Consider the following 19,582-nt stretch of genomic DNA (forward strand, 5'->3'; position numbering starts at 1 on the left):
TATGTTAATTGATAGTTTTTCTATAACCCGAATACTCAGTGTGTTCGGGTTATTTATTATTACTGCAATCGCTGAGATTTTAGGGTGTTACTTTCCTTATCTTATTCTAAAAGAAGGGAAGTCCGCTTGGTTGTGGTTGCCGACAGTCTTAAGTTTAGCTGTCTTTGTTTGGTTACTTACATTACATCCAGCAGCCTCTGGACGAATTTATGCGGCCTATGGTGGTATTTATATTTTTACTGCGCTGATGTGGCTTCGTTTTGTAGATCAGGTTGCTTTAACGAGATGGGATATTTTAGGTGGCTTTATTGTGCTTTGTGGTGCAAGTTTGATTATTTTACAGCCGCAAGGATTAATTCGTTAATTATGAAAGTGGTCAATTAAGTTTTAAGTGAAAAAGTAAGAAATATTTTCGCAAAAAACACTTGTCAAACTCATCAACAATGCGTATTTTAGATTTAAGGAACATTTTTTAATATTTGAGATAAAGATGTTAAATCAATCTGTGAATTCTAACGCTTACTTTTATTTCTGGCAATTTAGATAGTTGCCTGAGCGTATTCGGGCACGAAAGTTGCCCATCACAGTTAATACCTGATCGGCAACCCCGATCAGGTTTTTTTATGCTTTATCTTTTTCAAATCGAGGAATTCAAAATGAACAACATGACTTATTCATACTTTAGCAACTTTTATTGGTTTTACTTTTGCCTACCTTTGCCAACGAATAGATCCAAAACGCTCAAATAAATGATCGGACTGATTCGGTTTCAGTCCAAAGGAAAAGACCAATGAATGCTTTAAATACTCTACTAACTCAAAGTAATACAAAAGAAACACCAGTTAGTTTACCTGTCCAGTTAAAAGCTAAATATCCGCTTGTGCAGACCTTCGCACGTCAAATTGCAGAACACCGTCAAATTATTCAAAATATTCTTGCTGGTAAAGATCAGCGTTTAATGGTTATTACAGGACCATGTTCAATTCATGACCCAGTTGCGGTTCTTGAATACGCAGAAAAACTGCAAAAATTACAAGAAAAAGTAAAAGATCAAATATTCATTGTAATGCGTGCTTATATTGAAAAGCCACGTACAACTGTAGGTTGGAAAGGTTATATGTATGATCCAAATCTTGATGGATCATCTAATCTACAATTAGGTTTAGAAAAATCACGTGAGCTTTATTTACAAATTATTGAAAAGGGTTTGCCAATTGCGAGTGAAATTCTAAGCCCAATGGCAACGGGTTATTTTGATGATTTATTGGCTTGGGGCGCAATTGGTGCTCGTACCAGCGAGTCTCAAATTCACCGTGAAATCTCAAGTCACATGCCATACAGCATTGGTTTCAAGAATGGTACAGATGGCTCAATTCAAATTGCTTTAGATGCTATTCAGTCGGCACAAAATGAGCACCAGTTTCTAGGTATGAATCAGCAAGGTTTACCTTCTGTCATTCAGAGTGCTGGTAACCCATTGCCACACTTAATTTTGCGTGGAGCGAATCATGGCCCTAATTATGATTTAGCTTCAATTCAGGCAATACGTGAAAAACATAAACAAAATCTTCCTGCCTTAGTCATTGACTGTAGTCATGGCAACAGTGGTAAAGACCCTTTACGTCAGCCAGAGGTTTTGCAGCAAATCGTTGCTGAACGCTTAAAAACTCAGGTGAAGGGTGTCATGATTGAAAGCCATTTAGTTGATGGTAATCAGAAGATTTCATGTGAAATGACGTATGGTCAGTCAGTGACAGATGGTTGTTTAGGATGGGATAAAACTGAACAGCTTTTGTTAAATGTTGCTGAACAATTAAAAGCAAATGAGTTAGCTCATTCTGCTTAATGATTTATTGGTTTAAAAAAGGATCTGTTTTAGCAGATCCTTTTTTTATTTTACGAAGCTTGTTTAAGCTCAGACAAGAACGTCGTGATTTCATGACCGAATTTTTTCGGTTCAGTTAGTAATGGCGTATGGCCTGATCGTTCGAAATAAATTGCTTTTGCATGTTCAACGCTGTGTGCAATAAGTGTTTGACCAGTTTCTGGGTAAAGTGTCGAATTACGCCCAATAAAGAAAGTTGTTGGACACTGTAGTTGCTGAAGTGCTTCACGATAGTCTTCATTGTGGAAAAGATAATTTTCGACATACCAAAATAAATAGTCTAAACGTTGAATTGGTAGCAAATACTTCTGTAAAAAAGGTTGTTTTAATGCAGTTTTAAAAACAAAAGGACTAAATGGATTGCTACTTTGCAATTCAATAAAATCTACCCATAAGCGTACCAATTCTTGGCGGTCTGGAAGCGCTAATTCATAAAGATACTTAGCATTTTTGTGCGTTGATAATAATTGATAAATATCATTAAGTAGTTGTTTGAATTGGGTATGTAAAGGGCCGAATAAACCATATTGCCATGTTGAATCTACAGATATTTTTGGTGTCTGATCTATGTGTAAATACGCTTTTAACTGCTGTGCGAGATGGGCATGCTTCATACCATGCATTGCAGTGGTGGCACCCATTGAGTAACCCATTAAAATAAAGTTCTCAAGTTTTAGCTGTTCAATTAAATGAGCAACATCTTGCCAGTGACTTGATATGGCATCTTGGTCGGGAATTGCACAATTTTTTGAACCGCCAAAACCACGCCAGTCAGGAATAATGAACTCATATTCTTTGCGATTCGCATAGATAAATGGTAGCCATTGCCAACTCTGCATACCTAAACCAGATAATACTAATACTGGTTCACCACGACCAACACGGCGTACAAATAAACTTTCCTGATCGGGCATGGTGTAATAAGGCATGGTTATTCTCCAGATACGTTATCTTGAGCAAAAAGTTTTAATTGAGGAATGACTTGTTCTAACCATTTAATCCACTCAGTTTCCATGGTAATACCGAGTTCCAAAATCATTTTGTGGATATATAACACTCGATCATTCAAGTCATCACTATCTTTAAAATCTTTATCGTAAATACTTTGGTAAAGCTTGAGCTTTTCTTGGTGTAAACCAAGATGTCGTAACAGTTCGGGTAATATTTGATTATTGCTCAATTGCGCCTCAGCACGCAATCTTACCATTAAGTCATCTCTAAGCTGTGCAGGTTCACTTTGCTGTGTCATCCATGAAGCGAGTTCTATACGCCCAAGTTGTTCGACTTGATAAGTTTTTTTTCGGCCGCTATCCATATCATTTTCTAAAGTAGAGACCCAGCCTTTTTTAAGCATGTTGTTGAGTTCACGATAAATTTGCTGATGTGTGGCATTCCAGAAAAAGCCCATAGAACGGTCAAAACGGCGGGCAAGTTCAAAGCCTGTACTTGGTCGTTCTAATAAGCTGGTCAGTAAAACATGAGGAAGTGACATGGCAATCCGTTTGTAAGCAAAAGTAAAGTGTGACTCATAAGATTATGCAACATGTTGCATAAAAGTCAAAATTTGATTATAAATTTGTGCAACAAGTTGCATTAAGCAAGCAGATTAGCAAGCCAAGGAGTTGTTATGTCGTTATATCCATATTTATTAAAACCATTAGATTTAGGTTTTACGACATTAAAAAATCGCGTATTGATGGGGTCTATGCACATTGGCCTAGAAGAGGCGCCCGGTGGTTATGAGCGCATGGCAGCTTTTTATGCGGAACGTGCTAAAGGGGATGTTGGATTAATCGTAACTGGTGGTATTGCGCCAAATGAAGCAGGTTTAACCTTTGCTCATGCTTCTAAGTTGGATAGCACAGAAGAAGCCGAAAAACATAAAGTCATTACCGAAGCCGTCCATGCTGCTGGCGGGAAAATTGCATTACAAATATTACATACAGGCCGATATTCTTATCAGCCAGAAATTGTCGCACCTTCGGCAATTCAAGCACCAATTAACCCAATTAAACCTAAAGCAATGACTTCTGTTGAGGTTCAACAAACCATTGATGACTTTGCAAACTGTGCGAAGCTTGCTCAATATGCCGGCTATGACGGCGTTGAAATTATGGGCTCTGAAGGTTATTTAATTAACGAATTTATTGCAGCCAGAACAAACCATCGTGACGATGAATGGGGTGGTAGCTATGAAAACCGCATTCGTTTTCCTATTGAGATCGTAAAACGCACACGTGAAATAGTTGGTGAAAACTTTATTATTATTTACCGTTTATCAATGCTTGATTTAGTTGAAGGCGGTTCAACTCTACAAGAAGTGATTCAACTTGCTAAGGTGATTGAAAAAGCTGGTGCTACGATTATTAATACGGGTATTGGTTGGCATGAAGCCCGTATTCCAACAATTGCTACAAAAGTACCAAGAGCTGCATTTACTTGGGTCACTGAAAAATTAAAAGGCGAAGTTTCAGTTCCATTAATTACCTCAAACCGTATTAATACACCTGAAATGGCTGAGCATGTATTAGCATCGGGTCATGCTGATATGGTTTCAATGGCACGTCCAATGCTTGCAGATCCTGAGTTTGTTTTAAAAGCCAGTGAAGGCCGTAGTGATGAAATCAATACGTGCATTGGTTGTAACCAAGCTTGTCTCGACCACATTTTCTCTATGAAAATCGCAACATGCCTTGTTAACCCTCGTGCATGTTATGAAACTGAACTGATTTTTAAAGAAGCTCAAAATCAGAAGAATATCGCTGTCATTGGGGCAGGGCCAGCAGGTCTCAGTTTTGCTGTATATGCAGCAGATCGCGGACATCAAGTTAAAATTTTTGAAGCAAGCCATCAAATTGGTGGTCAGTTTAATATCGCTAAAACTGTACCTGGTAAAGAAGAGTTCTACGAAACACTACGTTATTTTAATCGTCAAATTGAATTACGCCCAAACATTGAGCTTGTATTAAATCATAAGGCAACTTATGAAGAGTTAAGTCAATCAGGCTTCGATGAGATTGTAGTTGCAACGGGTGTAACGCCTCGTCAATTACAATTTGAAGGTATTGATCATCCAAAAGTATTGAGCTACTTACAAGTGCTTAAAGAGCGTGTACCAGTAGGACAGCGTGTTGCCATTATTGGTGCGGGTGGTATTGGTTTTGATACAGCTGAGTACCTAACCCATGAAGGTGAAAGTGGTAGTTTAAATCCTGAAAAGTTCTATGAAGAATGGGGGATTGACACTCACTATGAACATGTTGGTGGTTTAAAGCAGCCAAAAGTTGAAGCTTCTGAACGAGAAATCTATTTGTTACAGCGTAAAGCTTCTTCAGTCGGTGCGGGACTAGGTAAAACGACTGGTTGGATTCACCGTACAGGGCTTAAGAACAGAAATGTGAAAATGTTGGCAGGCGTACAGTATGACAAAGTCGATGATCAAGGTCTTCATATTACTGTTGACGGAAAACCAACAGTACTTGAGGTTGATAACGTGGTGATTTGTGCGGGTCAAGAATCATTTACTGCTATGTATGACCAATTAAAAGCAGATGGCAAAAATGTTCATTTGATTGGTGGTGCTAAAGAAGCAGGTGAGTTGGATGCTAAACGTGCTATTCGTCAAGGTGCTGAACTAGCAGCGGTTCTTTAATGAGTGAGGTGAGCATTGTCTTGAATAAGAGAATGCTCACTATTAAAACCAATTTGAAGGAAAAGAAAAATGACACTTGAAATAACGAAACAATCATTAGAAAAATGGCACCACATGATTCAGTCAAATGACTTATCGAACTTAAATGATTTGCTGGCAGATGAAGTCGTTTTCCGTTCACCAGTCGCTTATAAGCCTTATGAGGGAAGACAAGTTGTTTTCTTTATTCTCACCAATGTAATTCAGGTATTCGAGAACTTTACATATCATCGTGAGTTTTACACGGAAGATGGCGAAAATGTAGTGCTAGAGTTTAGTGCGAATGTAGGTGATAAATCATTAAAAGGGATTGATATGATCCGTTTTAATGAGCACGGTAAAATTATTGATTTTGAAGTAATGATTCGTCCAATGAGTGGTTTAGCTGCATTAGCTGAGCAAATGGGTATAAGAATAGCTCAATTTAAACCTCAATAATTTTGTTAAATAGCCTAAGAGTATTGAGGTATATAAAATGTGGTTAAAACTTTCAACATTGCTTTTATTGCCCGTATTATTTGTACAAGGCAGTAAAGTTCGAAAGAACACGCCACGTTTAGCAGAAGCCAAAGGTGAACGAGAAGGTTGCATTGGTCAAGGCAAGCCTTTATCCCTGCTTATTTTGGGAGATTCTGCCGCAGCAGGTGTCGGTGTAGAAAATCAGAAAGATGCCTTGTCTGGTGCTATTATTCAAGAACTGCAAAATGAATTTTCCCTGCAATGGAAACTTCATGCTAAAACTGGTGATACAACTCGACAAGTTTTTAATGCTTTGCAGCATTTAGAAGAGCAGAAGTATGATGTGATTGTGACATCTATTGGTGTAAACGATGTCACAAAGCTGACCTCTGCTAAATCATGGATCAAACAACAGAAGCAGTTATTTGATCATATTCAGAAACGATTTCAGCCAAAGCTGATTATTGTTTCTGGCGTGCCTCCAATGCAACATTTCCCAGCTTTACCTAATCCTTTGGCTTGGTTGTTTGGGCAATATGCAGAGCAAATGAATCAAAAATTACAACAATGGTTGGCGACACAGAGCCAATTTGAGTTTCTTCAATACGATATTAAAACTTTTCAAGCCATGAATTTGCCAATGGCAAGTGATGGTTTTCATCCAAGTAAAGAAGTTTACGCAATTTGGGGAAGGCAGGTTGCTGTTTTGGTACGGCAATCATTTAACTCATAGTCATAGGTAGTCATTGGATATGGGCATATCTGTTTTTAATAAAATTAAAGATTTCGGTTCAGAGCTGTTCGATTTAGTGGTAGGTGCTGAGCATCCAAAAGTTTATTATGATCCTCAAGGACAAATTAAAGATATTTTGGATAAGCTCCCTCAACTTAAACAGAAATACCGTCCTACGCCTTGGTTAACGAACAGTCATGTCCATTTACTTTATTTTGATCTTATTAGAAAACAGACAATAAAGCTGGAATATGACCGTATTGATCAACTCACTATGAATGATGGTGGTGTTACAGCAATTGCTTGGTATGGTTACAATTTACCAGCAGATACACCAACGGTTGTAATTATGCATACCATTACAGGTACACCTGAGAGTATGCGTGAGTTGGTACGTGATTTAAATCAATATACAGGCTGGCGAATTGCACTGTGTCTACGCCGTGGTCACGCTGGATTGCCAATGCCTGTGCCGCAAATTTCTCTTTTTGGATCTACGAGTGATTTAAAAGAACAGCTTAATCATATTCAAAGTCTATTTCCGGCATCGGACTTATATGCAGTAGGTTCATCAGCAGGTACAGGTTTGCTTGTTCGCTATTTGGGTGAACAAGGTGAAGATACACCTTTTAAAGCTGCTTTTGCGATGTGCCCAGGTTATAACACTGAAATTGGTTTTAAAAATGTTCATCCTTTTTACAGTAAAATGATGACTAAAAAGCTCTTTAAGTATTTTATTTATCCGTATCAAAATACGTGGAGCAAAATAGCATCTTTAGAAAAAGTCTTATCGACAACCAATTTAGAAGAATTTGAAAAAGAATACTTTGAAATGGCTGGTTTTCAAGATTATGAGACTTACTGTAAATCTATTAACCCGATTTATGTTTTTGAGAATATTAAAATTCCATTAATGATTCTGAACGCGGAAGATGACCCTGTTTGTTCTATCAAAAATTTAGAGCCTTACAAAGAGCCAATTCAGCAAATGAGTACGGTGGCTGTAGTGACAACTAAAAAAGGAAGTCATTGCGCATTTTATGAAGGGTGGCGTAGCACGTCATGGGCCGCACGTTTGATGTCTGATTATTTTTTAATTGAACGTAATAAATAGACAATCATCAAATGCATAAATAAAGCCCAAAGTCTGGGCTTTATTTTTTACCTCTTAAGATAAGAGTGGAGTGTTATCATTTATACCAATTTTTATTTTAGTGGCAGCAACTAAAGCTTTTTCATCTGTTTGGTTGGGGTGGAAATCAAAACGATAATATTCAAGAAATTTAGGAATCAAAACTTTATATTGTTTGCTAGCAAAGCTAAAAAAATTGCGCCAAGTTTTGAAGTTGGTCAGTTGCTTATCCCGTTTCATTAAAACAATTTGGTAAATGGTTGAAAAAGTGGTAATGAGAATTAAGCTAAAGGTAAAAACTGAAATACGTGGAATATAAGCACCTAATCCATTGCCATATAAATGTTGATATAAGTCGAATGCAACAGCTTTATGCTCGGTTTCTTCTACACTGTGCCATAACCATAAGTTACGAATAGTTGTATCAGTCATAAGCTCATTTACTGATTACATCATGCTGACTACCAGTACTGCTGTGTAGTGTTCCAAACCTACTGTTACAAGCAAATTCCATTTTTTACTAAAAACTTTCTCAATAGCTTTAAGAACAATGCCTGTCGCTTTTTCTAATGACTCTGGATTTAAACCATATTGCTGCGCACTGACATGGAAAGCATGATGTTCTTTAGAATGCATCGCTTCTTGACCAATAAATGCACCTATTTCTCTGTCTAAAATTTTATTTTCTTTAGCTTTAGCACGTAAAGCACGCACAGATCTAACAAAATACGATTCTCCTTCGGGAAACAAAGTAGAAAGACCTGTGAAATAGTGGGTGAGTGAAGGCTCATTATTGCACCAATAACGTGGAATATTCTCAAAATTGTAATCCATGCGACGCACAGGAAAAGAGGCCGGTATACGGTTTAAAGCTGTATTCATTTTCTTGCTCCAATCTTCTTTTAATTTAAGTTCTAAAAAGGAACTTGATGTAAAAAGTATAAGCAGACAAGATTGGAGTCAATGATTTTTGAATGATTGAAAATAGATTGTCCTAAAATGACAGACAGGGGAGCTTTAAAGATAAAAAAGAAAGGGATTAAATTTATTTATACTATGAATATTATATAAATGCCCAAATTAAATAGTTAATTTGGGCATTATTGAACAGAAGCTTAGTTTTTAAGTGCTGGTGTTGCAGCAGCAATAGCAGCAGCAACTGCGTCATCTTCTGTCTTTGCAGGCTCAGTTGCCTTAGCAGGTTTCGACTGAGCTTTTTCAGGTTTTGGTTCTGCTTTAGGCTCAGGTTTTTTTTCAGGTTTTGGTTCTACTTTAGGTGTCTCAGATTTAGGTTGTTCAGCAACTTCTGTCTGTGAAGATTCAGCAGAATGCGCAGGACGAGTTTCACGACGAATTTCAGTTGTAGTATTGGTAGTTTCTTCACGCTGAACTTCAACTTGTGGTTGCGCTGGAATTTGAGCTTCTTGGTGAGAGTCTACACTCTCTAAAGATTCAAATTTTGCAGGCTTCGCTGGTTGAGGTTCTGAAACAGCAGTTTCAACCTTGTCTTGCTCTTCTTCTTTCGGTGTCTCTTTTTTAACGCATGCGGTTAACAATAGTCCAGCCGCAATTGCAGCACAGATTAAAAGTTTTTTATTTGCCATTGCCCAAAACAACATTTAATTGAGGAGTTGGCATTATAACAGTAAATAGCAATGAAAAAATCATGTCAGATTGAGCTAATTTTTTGTTAAAAATGCTGATAGAATAACCAGTTGTTTATTGTTCTTTGAATTGATGCGGTTTGACTTTGCTTTATAGGGGCAGAGTACAGTAAAATTGCCAAACATTGTAGGCCGATTTCGGCTTGATTGTACGAGAAACTTAATGACCCATTTTATTTTTGTCACTGGTGGTGTGGTTTCATCGCTAGGTAAAGGTATTTCTGCTGCTTCTGTTGCTGCACTTTTGGAAGCTCGTGGCTTAAAAGTCACAATGGTTAAAATGGATCCTTATATTAATGTCGATCCAGGGACAATGAGCCCATTCCAGCATGGTGAAGTTTTTGTTACCGAAGATGGTGCAGAAACCGATCTGGATCTGGGTTATTACGAACGTTTCTTACGTCGCGCGAAAATGACCAAGCTAAACAACTTTACGAGTGGTCGTGTATATCAAGACGTTTTAAATAAAGAACGTCGTGGTGATTACTTAGGTGGTACAGTTCAGGTTATTCCTCATATTACCGATAATATTAAAGAACGTGTTCTTCGCGCAGGTGAAGGCTACGATGTTGCTATCGTAGAGATTGGTGGCACCGTAGGTGATATCGAATCATTACCGTTCATGGAGTCGGTTCGTCAGTTAATGGTTGAGCTTGGTCATAAACGTACCATGCTTATGCATTTAACTTTGTTGCCATATATTAAGTCGGCAGCAGAGTTAAAAACTAAACCAACTCAGCACTCTGTAAAAGAGTTACTTTCAATTGGTATTCAGCCAGATATTCTGATCTGTCGTACTGAATATGATGTTGATGTTGATACTAAACGCAAAATTGCATTGTTCACTAACGTAGAAGCACGCGCTGTAGTGGTATGTAAAGATGCGAAAACGATTTATCAAATTCCACGTACGTTCTATGAACAAAACGTTGATGACTTGATCTGTGAACGTTTTGGATTTAATGATCTTCCAGAAGCAAATCTAGAGGATTGGGACAATGTAGTCGAAGCATTACTGAACCCTGAATACACTTTACGTGTAGCTATGGTTGGTAAATATGTTGAGTTACCAGATGCTTATAAATCTGTAAACGAAGCATTGTTACATGCAGGTATTAAAAATCGCGTAAAAGTACAAATTGATTATGTCAATGCTGAAGAGCTTGAAAGCCAAGACGTATCTATTTTAAGTACAGCTGACGCAATTTTAGTTCCAGGTGGTTTTGGTGAGCGTGGTACTGAAGGCAAAATGAAAGCTATTCAATACGCACGTGAAAATCGTATTCCTTTCTTAGGAATCTGTTTAGGTATGCAATTGGCTGTTATTGAATATGCTCGCCATGTTGCAGGTATGTCAGAAGCTTCTTCTACAGAATTTAACCGCTCTACAAAATATCCACTCATTGGTTTAATTACTGAATGGTTAGATGAGCGTGGTGAATTACAACAACGTAGTCTTGAGTCTGACTTGGGCGGAACAATGCGTTTAGGTGCACAAAAATCTGAATTGGTTGAAGGCACAAAAACACGTGAAGTCTATGGAAAAGCTGAGATCACTGAACGTCATCGTCACCGTTATGAAATGAATAATCGTTTCATTGAGGCGATTGAACAAGCGGGCATGAAGATTTCAGGTTATTCTTCAGCACAACATTTAGTTGAAACTGTAGAAATTCCTGACCATCCTTGGTTTATTGCTGTACAATTCCACCCGGAATTTACAAGTTCACCACGTGATGGACATCCATTATTTGCTAGTTTTATTGACGCTGCGAAAACACAGCATCAAAAAAGTAAGTAATGCGATTTTAAATAAACTGGGAAAGTTTAAATGTCACAATTAAAACCACAAGAAGTTGTACGTTTAGGCGATATACAAATGGCAAATCATTTGCCATTTGTATTATTTGGCGGAATGAACGTACTTGAGTCAAAAGATTTAGCTTTTGAAATTGCTGAAACTTATATTGATATTTGTAAACGTCTAGATATTCCTTATGTATTTAAGGCGAGCTTTGATAAAGCAAACCGTTCTAGTTTGCATTCATTCCGTGGTCCTGGACTTGAAAAAGGTATTGAATGGTTAGGCGACATTAAAAAACATTTTAATGTGCCAATTATTACTGACGTTCATGAACCATATCAGGCAGCACCAGTTGCCGAAGTCGCTGATATTATCCAGCTTCCAGCTTTCTTAAGTCGTCAAACTGATCTTGTTGAAGCAATGGCGAAAACACAAGCTATTATCAACATTAAAAAAGCACAGTTCTTGGCTCCTCATGAAATGCGCCATATTTTGCATAAATGTTTAGAAGCTGGAAATGACAAACTTATTCTTTGTGAGCGTGGCTCAGCATTTGGCTATAACAATTTAGTTGTAGATATGCTTGGCTTTGACATCATGAAAGAAATGAATGTACCTGTATTCTTTGACGTGACTCATGCTTTACAAACTCCGGGTGGTCGTTCTGACTCAGCTGGTGGTCGTCGTGCTCAAATTACAACTTTAGCGCGCGCAGGTATGGCAACAGGTTTAGCGGGATTATTCCTAGAGTCTCATCCAGATCCAGACAAAGCAAAATGTGATGGTCCATCTGCATTGCGCCTGTCGCAGCTTGAGCCATTCTTGGCACAACTAAAAGAATTGGATACTTTAGTTAAAGGATTCAAAAAGTTAGATACTCATTGATGCAGGAACTTGCATCGCGTTATTCATTCAACAGAGGAATTGTTCATGAGCCAAATCGTTGACATTCGTGCACGTGAAATTTTGGACTCTCGTGGTAACCCAACCATCGAAGCAGACGTCATCTTAGAATCTGGGGTGGTTGGTCGTGCATGTGCACCATCTGGTGCTTCAACTGGTTCTCGTGAAGCTTTAGAACTTCGTGACGGTGACAAATCACGTTACTTAGGTAAAGGCGTTCGTACAGCAGTTAACAACGTAAATACGTTGATTCGTGATGCTTTGTTGGGTAAATCAGTTTTTGAGCAAAAAGACATTGATAACACAATGATCGCGCTTGATGGCACTGAAAACAAAGAAAAATTAGGTGCTAACGCAACTTTGGCTGTGTCATTGGCTGCTGCACGCGCTGCTGCTGAAGAAAAGAAACTCCCTCTTTTCCAATATATCGCAGATCTTCGTGGTCAAACAATTTTGACTATGCCTGTTCCAATGATGAACATCTTGAACGGCGGTGAGCATGCAGATAACACTGTTGATATTCAAGAGTTCATGATTGAGCCTGTAGGTTTCACTTCATTTGCTGAAGCTTTACGTGCTGGTGCTGAAGTATTCCATTCTTTAAAATCAGTTTTAAAGAAACAAGGTTTGAACACTGCTGTAGGTGATGAAGGTGGTTTTGCTCCTAACCTTCGTTCAAACGAAGAAGCAATTACTGTAATTCTTCAAGCAATTGAGCAAACTGGTTATAAAGCTGGTTCAGACATGATGCTTGCACTTGACTGTGCGTCTTCAGAATTCTACAAAAACGGTCAATACGTTTTAGAAGGCGAAGGCAACCGTGCATTTACAAGCCATCAGTTTGCAGACTACTTAGCTGGTCTTGTAAACCAATATCCAATTATCTCGATTGAAGATGGTCTTGACGAGTCTGATTGGGAAGGTTGGAGCTACTTAACTTCAATTCTTGGCGATAAAATCCAGTTAGTTGGTGACGATTTATTCGTAACTAACCCGAAGATTTTACAACGCGGTATTGATGAGAAAGTGGGTAACTCAATTCTGATCAAATATAACCAGATCGGTACATTGACTGAAACTTTAGATGCAATCTACCTTGCTAAAGCAAATGGTTACTCAACTGTTATTTCTCACCGTTCTGGTGAAACAGAAGATTCAACTATTGCTGATTTAGCAGTAGGTACAGCAGCAGGTCAAATCAAGACTGGTTCACTTTGCCGTTCTGACCGTGTTGCTAAATATAACCAATTGCTTCGTATTGAAGAAATGACTAAAGCGGCTTACCGCGGTAAAGCTGAGTTCAAAGGTTTAAACTAATCTTTTGAATAATGCTTTGCTTATTTAAATATTGATGAAAAATTAATATTTAAAAATAAAAGTGCTATTTCTACTTCTTAGAAATAGCACTTTTTTATTTATCCTAAACGCCGAGTTTTTAGAGATTCAGCCCAACTATGATGATGACAACGAGAGCATTCTTGATCGAGTTTATTTAAAACCTTAGTCTCGCCACATTTCATACAAGAATAAAAAGTATTAATTTTAAGTACATCAGCTTTACGATAGGCATCTGGGAATAAAGGAAGTCCCCATTTAACATCTTCATCCTCATAATAAAGTAAGCTCAAAATGCCATCGGATTCAAGCAGTGCTGTTCTGACTTGACCTAAATGTTCTACGTTTTGCTGGCGCATTTCTGAGAAAAATTCGTCATGAGAATATGTCTGTTTTTGGAAGTCTTTATAAACGAGAAGGCCATCTTTGACGACGCAAAGAGCTCTTCCTTCTAACAAGTTTTCAATTTTTTTATGCTTTACCATCCCCCATGTAACAAAACGATATAATGAAAGAATAACTATAAAAGCTACGAATGCATGGGCAATGGGTAAATCTTTAGTAAACATAGGATCGCCAGCGGCAGACCCTAAACATAAAATGATAGCCAGTTCGAATAAGGAGAGTTGCCGTATACCGCGTTTACCAGATAGTCTTAAAAAACTAATAATGATAATGAACATGACAGTACAGCGAATTAATATTTCTAAAACAAAGGGCCACGTCGTGTCACCTATAAAAATATTAGAAAGATCCATCTTTTTTCTCACTTATTTAAAATATGTATCAAAAATACATTTAAAATTCTTATCAAAATGAAAATTAAAAAACTATACTTTTTAGGTAGTTATTGGTTAAAAGTATAAGAAATATGTGTTTTTATAAAAGCATTATTCATCTAAGCTCATAGGTATTAAATTATTTTTGAAAAATTTTTAAATGCCAAAAATAGAAGAGAGCTATAGTACGATTTTAAAACCTAGACTATTGTAGATACTTAAGAATAATTATTTTGGTTAGGCCTATGATCTATGTAGCACTTGCTGTTATTGGGGTTCTATCAGGACTGATTAGTGGGGTAGTAGGGACTGGGTCATCTATTATTTTGTTGCCTATTCTTTCTTATATTTTTGGGGCGAAACTTGCGGTACCTATTATGGCGATTGCTGCAATCATGGGGAATATTTCACGTGTAGTGATGTGGCGTAAAGAACTTAATATTAAAGCATTTCTTTTATTTACTAGTTTGGGTATACCAGCAACGATACTAGGAGCCAATACCTTATGGGGCATGTCACCTGTATTATCTAACTTATGTATAGGTATATTTTTCTTCTGTTTAATACCGATTAGGCATTATGCCAAACGCCATAGTTTTAAATTTAGTTCATGGCAAATGGTTATTGCAGGTGGTGTGCTTGGCTACATTACAGGTGTTGTTTTCTCGACAGGCCCCTTATTACTCCCAGTTTTTAATGGTTTCGGTTTAACAAAAGGAGCTCTCTTGGCGACAGAGGCAGCCGCTTCATTTGGTATTTACGTAACGAAAAGCTTAACTTTTGGTGCACTAGGCGTTTTACAAAAAAATATTTTAATTGCGGGAGTTGCTGTTGGTTTTTCTCTAATTATTGGTAACTATATTGGCAAAACTTTTGTAATAAAGATGTCTGAGAAAACTTTTAATTTATTGTTGGATTGTATGTTAGTAGTTGCTGGTTTTTCTATGATATTTGCAGTTTTTACTCATTCTTAAGAGTAACTTTTATATCCATAGATTGATTTATAAACAGTTGTGTTTATAAACATTATTTTCCTTTCCAATTGAGTTTAATTTTGACAAAATGAAACATGTCACAATGGTCAATTTAAAGTAATATGATCATTCATAGTTTTGCAGGAATTTTGCAGGTATTTTGCATGTCGCTTGTAAATTGTCATACAATACAAAAACTTAATCAAAGTTTTTAATTAAAGCTCTTAATGCTATGTTAGAAGTATTTCGATCCACTTCAAGCAAACTTATATTGCTACTGGTTATTGTTTTAGTAGCTATATTGCAATATCAGTTCTGGTTAGGTGAGGGTGGTTATTTTCCTCATCAAGCGCTTATGCAACAAATCCAACAACAAGCCGAAGTAAATGATGAGCTTAAAGAGCGAAACCGCATTTTGGCAGCTGAGGTTTTTGACCTAAAAAATGGTACAGAAGCAATAGAAGAGCATGCTCGTCTTGATCTTGGTTTAGTTAAGCCTCATGAAACATTTGTGCAAATGAGTACAATTAGTACCAATTATAAGCCTATTTATATTGACCCGAACGCTAAAGTAGATTTGGAAACTAATGAGACACCTCCATCCCCAGACATCCCAGATTAAATTATGGGCGGTTATCCCTGCTGCTGGTTCGGGAAGTCGGTTTTCCAAAACTGAATTAAAGCAATATCAATACATTCAAGAAGCTACTGTTTTAGAGCATACAGTTAAACGTTTAACTCAACTTCCACTAAGTGGCTATGTCTTGGCAATTGGTGCACAGGATACTTTTGCCTCGACTTTAGCTTTTCAGGATAAACATAAAGCCCATTTTTGTAGTGGTGGTGCTGAACGTGTGCACTCAGTATTAAATGCTTTGAGTTATCTATTGCAGATTGCGGATGAAAATGATTGGGTATTAGTACATGATGCTGCAAGGCCTTGTGTGACTTTTGAATGCCTTAATGCTCTCGTTAAAACTGCAGTTGAAACAAACCAAAGTGCTATTTTGGCAATTCCTGTGCGCGATACGCTAAAACAAGTAAATAAAGAACAGCAGATTGACAAAACTGTGAGTCGAGAGTTGTTGTGGCAGGCTCAAACTCCTCAAATTGCTAAAATTGGAACCCTTAAAAAAGCAATAGAAACAGCCCTAAAAAATAATTTGACCATTACTGATGAGGCGAGTGCACTTGAGTCTATGGGAGAAAGTGTACAGGTGGTCATGGGGCGTTCTGACAATATAAAAATTACTTACCCCGATGATTTAGAACTTGCTCGCTTGATTTTACAATCACAAAATTAAGATTTTTATGTACAGAATAGGTGGTAATTTTTTACTTTTAGAATAGCCTAAGTAGGCGTGGTGTTTCTACATATCTATTCAAAATAACTAGTATTTTTTTACGACTTGAATTTGTAAGATTGAATAAGTGATTTACTTAGATAATGTTCGATAGTCGAACAAAAAAATCTTAAATCGAACAAAACTATATATAGCTTACTAGATCAAAATCTGAAAATTATCAAAAATGTTTAAAAGGGAAATCTAAGGGAAACACTCGGGATTGAGTGAAATATTTATCTATTCTTCTCGCCTCAGTGTGCCTAAATCTCTTACCTCTCTCTTCTTCAATGAGCACAATGGAGTTGTCTAATGATTGACAAAAGTAAGTCCTCACTAAGCGAGGTTTTATCGCAGATTAAAGATGGTGCAACCATTCTGATTGGTGGTTTTGGTACCGCAGGACAACCCGCTGAACTCATTGATGGACTGATTGAACTCGGTGTTAAAGACCTAACTATTGTCAGCAACAATGCCGGTAATGGGGATTACGGTCTAGCTAAACTGCTTAAAGCTGGTTCAGTTAAAAAAGTGATTTGTTCTTTCCCACGTCAGTCAGACTCTTATGTGTTTGATGAACTTTACCGTGCCGGAAAGGTCGAGCTTGAAGTGGTACCGCAAGGCAATCTTGCTTGTCGTATTCAGGCAGCTGGTATGGGGCTTGGGGCTGTATTTACCCCTACAGGCTTTGGAACGCTTTTAGCTGAAGGTAAAGAAACCCGTGAGATTGATGGGAAAGATTATGTACTTGAATATCCGATTAAAGCTGACTTTGCTCTGATTAAAGCTTACAAGGGTGACCGCTGGGGCAATCTAGTTTACCGTAAATCTGCACGTAACTTTGGCCCGATTATGGCTATGGCCGCTGATGTCACGATTGTTCAGGTTTCTGAGGTGGTTGAGCTAGGTGGATTAGATCCAGAGCACATCATCACCCCAGGTATTTTTGTACAGCACGTTGTACAAGTAGCGCCAGCACAGTAAGCAATAAGGAGAAATAACATGAGCTACCAGAAACTCAGCCGTGACCAGATTGCAAAACGTGTGGCACAAGATATTCCAGATGGCGCCTATGTAAACCTAGGCATTGGTTTACCAACCAAGATTGCGAGCTACCTACCTAACGATAAAGATATTTTCCTTCATTCTGAAAATGGCCTGTTGGCTTTTGGCCCACCGCCAGCAGCAGGTGAAGAAGACCCAGAACTGATTAATGCAGGTAAAGAGTTTGTGACCATGCTTGAAGGCGGCAGCTTTTTCCATCATGGCGACTCATTTGCGATGATGCGTGGTGGTCACCTTGATATTGCTGTGCTTGGCGCATTTCAAGTTGCAGCAAATGGTGACTTGGCGAACTGGCACACGGGTGCACCGGATGCGATTCCTGCTGTGGGTGGTGCGATGGATTTAGCTGTAGGTGCTAAAAAAGTATTTATCACCACAGACCATGTGACCAAGCAAGGTGAACCTAAGATTGTGGCTGAGCTGACTTATCCGGTAACGGGTAAACACTGTGTTGACCGTATTTACACCGATCTTTGCGTGATTGATGTGACCAAAGATGGTTTAAAGGTGATTGAAAAAGTGGAAGGTCTTAGCTTTGATGAGTTACAGGCTTTAACAGGTGCAACTTTGATTGATGCGATTCAAGGGTAAGGAAGTAGGGAAATGACATTAAAAAACGCTTATATCATCGATGCCATCCGTACTCCATTTGGCCGTTATGCCGGTGGTCTTGCTCCTGTCCGTGCCGATGACCTGGGTGCTGTACCGATTAAAGCTTTAATCCAGCGTAACCCAAATGTAGATTGGGAACAGGTCGATGATGTGATCTATGGCTGTGCTAACCAAGCCGGTGAAGATAACCGTAATGTCGGCCGTATGTCGGCACTGCTTGCAGGTTTACCGTATCAAGTACCAGCGACGACTATTAATCGTTTGTGCGGTTCTTCACTCGATGCGATTGCCATTGCTGCCCGTGCTATTAAAGCAGGTGAAGCAAACTTGGTGATTGCCGGTGGTGTGGAAAGCATGAGCCGTGCACCTTATGTGATGGGTAAGTCAGACAGTGCTTTTGGCCGTAGCCAGAAGATTGAAGACACCACTATGGGCTGGCGCTTCATTAACCCGAAACTTAAAGAATTGTATGGTGTAGACACCATGCCCCAGACTGCCGAAAACGTTGCTGAACAGTTCAACGTGAATCGTGCAGATCAGGACCAGTTTGCCTTGGTGAGCCAACAACGCACCGCAAGCGCGCAAGCCAAAGGCTTTTTTTCTAAAGAAATCGTGGCAGTTGAAATCCCTCAGCGTAAGGGCGATGCTGTTGTGATTGATACCGATGAACATCCACGTGCATCGACTACGCTGGAAGGTTTAAGCAAACTTAAACCTGTGGTTAAAGCAGATGGTTCTGTGACTGCAGGCAATGCTTCAGGCATTAACGATGGTGCAGCAGCTCTACTGATTGCTTCTGATGAAGCAGTTCAGGCCTACAAATTAAAACCACGTGCCAAGATCGTTGCTTCAACAGCGGTGGGTGTAGAACCACGCATTATGGGTTTTGCTCCAGCACCAGCGATTAAAAAATTACTTAAACAAGCCAACCTGACTTTAGAGCAGATGGATGTAATTGAGCTAAATGAAGCCTTTGCTGCACAGGCTTTGGCAGTGACCCGTGATTTAGGTTTGCCAGATGATTCTGACAAAGTAAATCCAAACGGTGGTGCAATTGCTTTGGGTCATCCACTTGGTGCATCAGGCGCACGTCTTGTGACCACAGCCCTAAACCAGCTTGAACAGACAGATGGTCGTTATGCCTTGTGTTCAATGTGTATTGGTGTCGGCCAAGGCATTGCATTGATTATTGAGAGAGTCTAA

The 19,582-nt window shown here is 38.5% G+C and carries 19 protein-coding genes and 1 pseudogene; 15 read left to right on the forward strand and 5 right to left on the reverse strand.

Going from position 1 to position 19,582, the window contains the following annotated elements; genetic code table 11:
- Position 1: 1 nt before the first annotated feature.
- Positions 2-364: a YnfA family protein gene (locus ACIF8R_RS13245; protein ID WP_348888934.1), complete on the forward strand. Its 363-nt coding sequence runs from the start codon at positions 2-4 to the stop codon at positions 362-364.
- A gap of 426 nt (positions 365-790) precedes the next feature.
- On the forward strand, positions 791-1,846 hold the full coding sequence (locus tag ACIF8R_RS13250) for a 3-deoxy-7-phosphoheptulonate synthase (RefSeq protein WP_000993019.1): 1,056 nt from the start codon (positions 791-793) through the stop codon (positions 1,844-1,846).
- A 50-nt stretch (positions 1,847-1,896) separates the two neighbouring features.
- Here ACIF8R_RS13250 and ACIF8R_RS13255 read toward each other — a convergent pair whose 3' ends face one another.
- Positions 1,897-2,814, reverse strand: a complete 918-nt coding sequence (locus ACIF8R_RS13255; protein WP_396481216.1) for an alpha/beta fold hydrolase — start codon at positions 2,812-2,814, stop codon at positions 1,897-1,899.
- Positions 2,815-2,816: 2 nt separating this feature from the next.
- A complete protein-coding gene (locus tag ACIF8R_RS13260; RefSeq protein WP_396481218.1) occupies positions 2,817-3,377 on the reverse strand; it encodes a PadR family transcriptional regulator in 561 nt (186 codons plus the stop codon).
- Between the two features lie 135 nt (positions 3,378-3,512).
- Between ACIF8R_RS13260 and ACIF8R_RS13265 the strand changes: the two genes are divergently transcribed.
- From ACIF8R_RS13265 to ACIF8R_RS13280, 4 genes are all read left to right on the forward strand, one after another.
- Positions 3,513-5,537 (forward strand): FAD-dependent oxidoreductase, encoded by a 2,025-nt coding sequence (locus tag ACIF8R_RS13265; RefSeq protein WP_396481220.1) that lies wholly within the window; start codon positions 3,513-3,515, stop codon positions 5,535-5,537.
- Between the two features lie 69 nt (positions 5,538-5,606).
- Positions 5,607-6,014, forward strand: coding sequence for a nuclear transport factor 2 family protein (locus ACIF8R_RS13270; protein WP_396481222.1), 408 nt, complete (start codon positions 5,607-5,609; stop codon positions 6,012-6,014).
- 37 nt (positions 6,015-6,051) lie between these two features.
- Entirely contained in the window at positions 6,052-6,768 is a 717-nt protein-coding gene (locus ACIF8R_RS13275) for an SGNH/GDSL hydrolase family protein (protein ID WP_396481224.1), read from the forward strand.
- 19 nt (positions 6,769-6,787) lie between these two features.
- The gene (locus tag ACIF8R_RS13280; protein WP_396481226.1) at positions 6,788-7,882 is read left to right on the forward strand and encodes a YheT family hydrolase; all 1,095 of its coding nucleotides are present in this window, start codon (positions 6,788-6,790) and stop codon (positions 7,880-7,882) included.
- Between the two features lie 54 nt (positions 7,883-7,936).
- Here ACIF8R_RS13280 and ACIF8R_RS13285 read toward each other — a convergent pair.
- Together ACIF8R_RS13285 and ACIF8R_RS13290 are read right to left on the reverse strand one after the other, a co-directional pair.
- Positions 7,937-8,782, reverse strand: a pseudogene (locus tag ACIF8R_RS13285) (metal-dependent hydrolase).
- Between the two features lie 233 nt (positions 8,783-9,015).
- The gene (locus ACIF8R_RS13290; protein WP_396481228.1) at positions 9,016-9,504 is read right to left on the reverse strand and encodes an internalin; all 489 of its coding nucleotides are present in this window, start codon (positions 9,502-9,504) and stop codon (positions 9,016-9,018) included.
- Between the two features lie 223 nt (positions 9,505-9,727).
- Between ACIF8R_RS13290 and ACIF8R_RS13295 the strand changes: the two genes are divergently transcribed.
- The 3 genes from ACIF8R_RS13295 to eno are packed head-to-tail and all read left to right on the forward strand — an operon-like array spanning position 9,728 to position 13,588.
- Positions 9,728-11,365 (forward strand): CTP synthase, encoded by a 1,638-nt coding sequence (locus tag ACIF8R_RS13295; protein WP_396481230.1) that lies wholly within the window; start codon positions 9,728-9,730, stop codon positions 11,363-11,365.
- A 30-nt stretch (positions 11,366-11,395) separates the two neighbouring features.
- A complete protein-coding gene (gene kdsA, locus ACIF8R_RS13300) occupies positions 11,396-12,253 on the forward strand; it encodes a 3-deoxy-8-phosphooctulonate synthase (protein ID WP_000080538.1) in 858 nt (285 codons plus the stop codon).
- Positions 12,254-12,298: 45 nt separating this feature from the next.
- Positions 12,299-13,588: a phosphopyruvate hydratase gene (gene eno / locus ACIF8R_RS13305; protein WP_004701335.1), complete on the forward strand. Its 1,290-nt coding sequence runs from the start codon at positions 12,299-12,301 to the stop codon at positions 13,586-13,588.
- A gap of 98 nt (positions 13,589-13,686) precedes the next feature.
- On the opposite strand, the gene ACIF8R_RS13310 is transcribed toward eno, so the two are convergent.
- Positions 13,687-14,364, reverse strand: coding sequence for a YetF domain-containing protein (locus tag ACIF8R_RS13310; protein WP_311070836.1), 678 nt, complete (start codon positions 14,362-14,364; stop codon positions 13,687-13,689).
- A gap of 266 nt (positions 14,365-14,630) precedes the next feature.
- Here ACIF8R_RS13310 and ACIF8R_RS13315 point away from each other — a divergent pair, with 266 nt between their 5' ends.
- The 6 genes from ACIF8R_RS13315 (at position 14,631) to pcaF (ending at position 19,582) form a co-directional block, all read left to right on the forward strand.
- On the forward strand, positions 14,631-15,359 hold the full coding sequence (locus ACIF8R_RS13315; RefSeq protein ID WP_396481232.1) for a sulfite exporter TauE/SafE family protein: 729 nt from the start codon (positions 14,631-14,633) through the stop codon (positions 15,357-15,359).
- 232 nt (positions 15,360-15,591) lie between these two features.
- Entirely contained in the window at positions 15,592-15,981 is a 390-nt protein-coding gene (gene ftsB / locus ACIF8R_RS13320; protein ID WP_004701341.1) for a cell division protein FtsB, read from the forward strand.
- Positions 15,947-16,663 (forward strand): 2-C-methyl-D-erythritol 4-phosphate cytidylyltransferase, encoded by a 717-nt coding sequence (ispD, locus tag ACIF8R_RS13325; RefSeq protein WP_396481234.1) that lies wholly within the window; start codon positions 15,947-15,949, stop codon positions 16,661-16,663. Before ftsB ends, ispD begins: the two co-directional genes overlap by 35 nt.
- Positions 16,664-17,014: 351 nt before the next feature.
- On the forward strand, positions 17,015-17,686 hold the full coding sequence (locus ACIF8R_RS13330) for a 3-oxoacid CoA-transferase subunit A (protein ID WP_009392076.1): 672 nt from the start codon (positions 17,015-17,017) through the stop codon (positions 17,684-17,686).
- 18 nt (positions 17,687-17,704) lie between these two features.
- Positions 17,705-18,358 (forward strand): 3-oxoacid CoA-transferase subunit B, encoded by a 654-nt coding sequence (locus tag ACIF8R_RS13335; protein WP_396481237.1) that lies wholly within the window; start codon positions 17,705-17,707, stop codon positions 18,356-18,358.
- Between the two features lie 12 nt (positions 18,359-18,370).
- Positions 18,371-19,582 (forward strand): 3-oxoadipyl-CoA thiolase, encoded by a 1,212-nt coding sequence (gene pcaF / locus ACIF8R_RS13340; protein ID WP_396481239.1) that lies wholly within the window; start codon positions 18,371-18,373, stop codon positions 19,580-19,582.

Origin of the sequence: Acinetobacter sp. ABJ_C4_1 (assembly GCF_044538495.1) — a bacterium.
In the GTDB taxonomy this organism is placed as follows: Bacteria; Pseudomonadota; Gammaproteobacteria; order Pseudomonadales; family Moraxellaceae; genus Acinetobacter; species Acinetobacter nosocomialis_A.

Bases quoted from the DNA above. Each gene is read 5' to 3' on its own strand.
- ACIF8R_RS13245 (WP_348888934.1), top strand. From the start codon at position 2: ATGTTAATTGATAGTTTTTCTATAACCCGAATACTCAGTGTGTTCGGG.
- ACIF8R_RS13250 (WP_000993019.1), top strand. From the start codon at position 791: ATGAATGCTTTAAATACTCTACTAACTCAAAGTAATACAAAAGAAACA.
- ACIF8R_RS13255 (WP_396481216.1), bottom strand. From the start codon at position 2,814: ATGCCTTATTACACCATGCCCGATCAGGAAAGTTTATTTGTACGCCGT.
- ACIF8R_RS13260 (WP_396481218.1), bottom strand. From the start codon at position 3,377: ATGTCACTTCCTCATGTTTTACTGACCAGCTTATTAGAACGACCAAGT.
- ACIF8R_RS13265 (WP_396481220.1), top strand. From the start codon at position 3,513: ATGTCGTTATATCCATATTTATTAAAACCATTAGATTTAGGTTTTACG.
- ACIF8R_RS13270 (WP_396481222.1), top strand. From the start codon at position 5,607: ATGACACTTGAAATAACGAAACAATCATTAGAAAAATGGCACCACATG.
- ACIF8R_RS13275 (WP_396481224.1), top strand. From the start codon at position 6,052: ATGTGGTTAAAACTTTCAACATTGCTTTTATTGCCCGTATTATTTGTA.
- ACIF8R_RS13280 (WP_396481226.1), top strand. From the start codon at position 6,788: ATGGGCATATCTGTTTTTAATAAAATTAAAGATTTCGGTTCAGAGCTG.
- ACIF8R_RS13290 (WP_396481228.1), bottom strand. From the start codon at position 9,504: ATGGCAAATAAAAAACTTTTAATCTGTGCTGCAATTGCGGCTGGACTA.
- ACIF8R_RS13295 (WP_396481230.1), top strand. From the start codon at position 9,728: ATGACCCATTTTATTTTTGTCACTGGTGGTGTGGTTTCATCGCTAGGT.
- kdsA (WP_000080538.1), top strand. From the start codon at position 11,396: ATGTCACAATTAAAACCACAAGAAGTTGTACGTTTAGGCGATATACAA.
- eno (WP_004701335.1), top strand. From the start codon at position 12,299: ATGAGCCAAATCGTTGACATTCGTGCACGTGAAATTTTGGACTCTCGT.
- ACIF8R_RS13310 (WP_311070836.1), bottom strand. From the start codon at position 14,364: ATGGATCTTTCTAATATTTTTATAGGTGACACGACGTGGCCCTTTGTT.
- ACIF8R_RS13315 (WP_396481232.1), top strand. From the start codon at position 14,631: ATGATCTATGTAGCACTTGCTGTTATTGGGGTTCTATCAGGACTGATT.
- ftsB (WP_004701341.1), top strand. From the start codon at position 15,592: ATGTTAGAAGTATTTCGATCCACTTCAAGCAAACTTATATTGCTACTG.
- ispD (WP_396481234.1), top strand. From the start codon at position 15,947: ATGAGACACCTCCATCCCCAGACATCCCAGATTAAATTATGGGCGGTT.
- ACIF8R_RS13330 (WP_009392076.1), top strand. From the start codon at position 17,015: ATGATTGACAAAAGTAAGTCCTCACTAAGCGAGGTTTTATCGCAGATT.
- ACIF8R_RS13335 (WP_396481237.1), top strand. From the start codon at position 17,705: ATGAGCTACCAGAAACTCAGCCGTGACCAGATTGCAAAACGTGTGGCA.
- pcaF (WP_396481239.1), top strand. From the start codon at position 18,371: ATGACATTAAAAAACGCTTATATCATCGATGCCATCCGTACTCCATTT.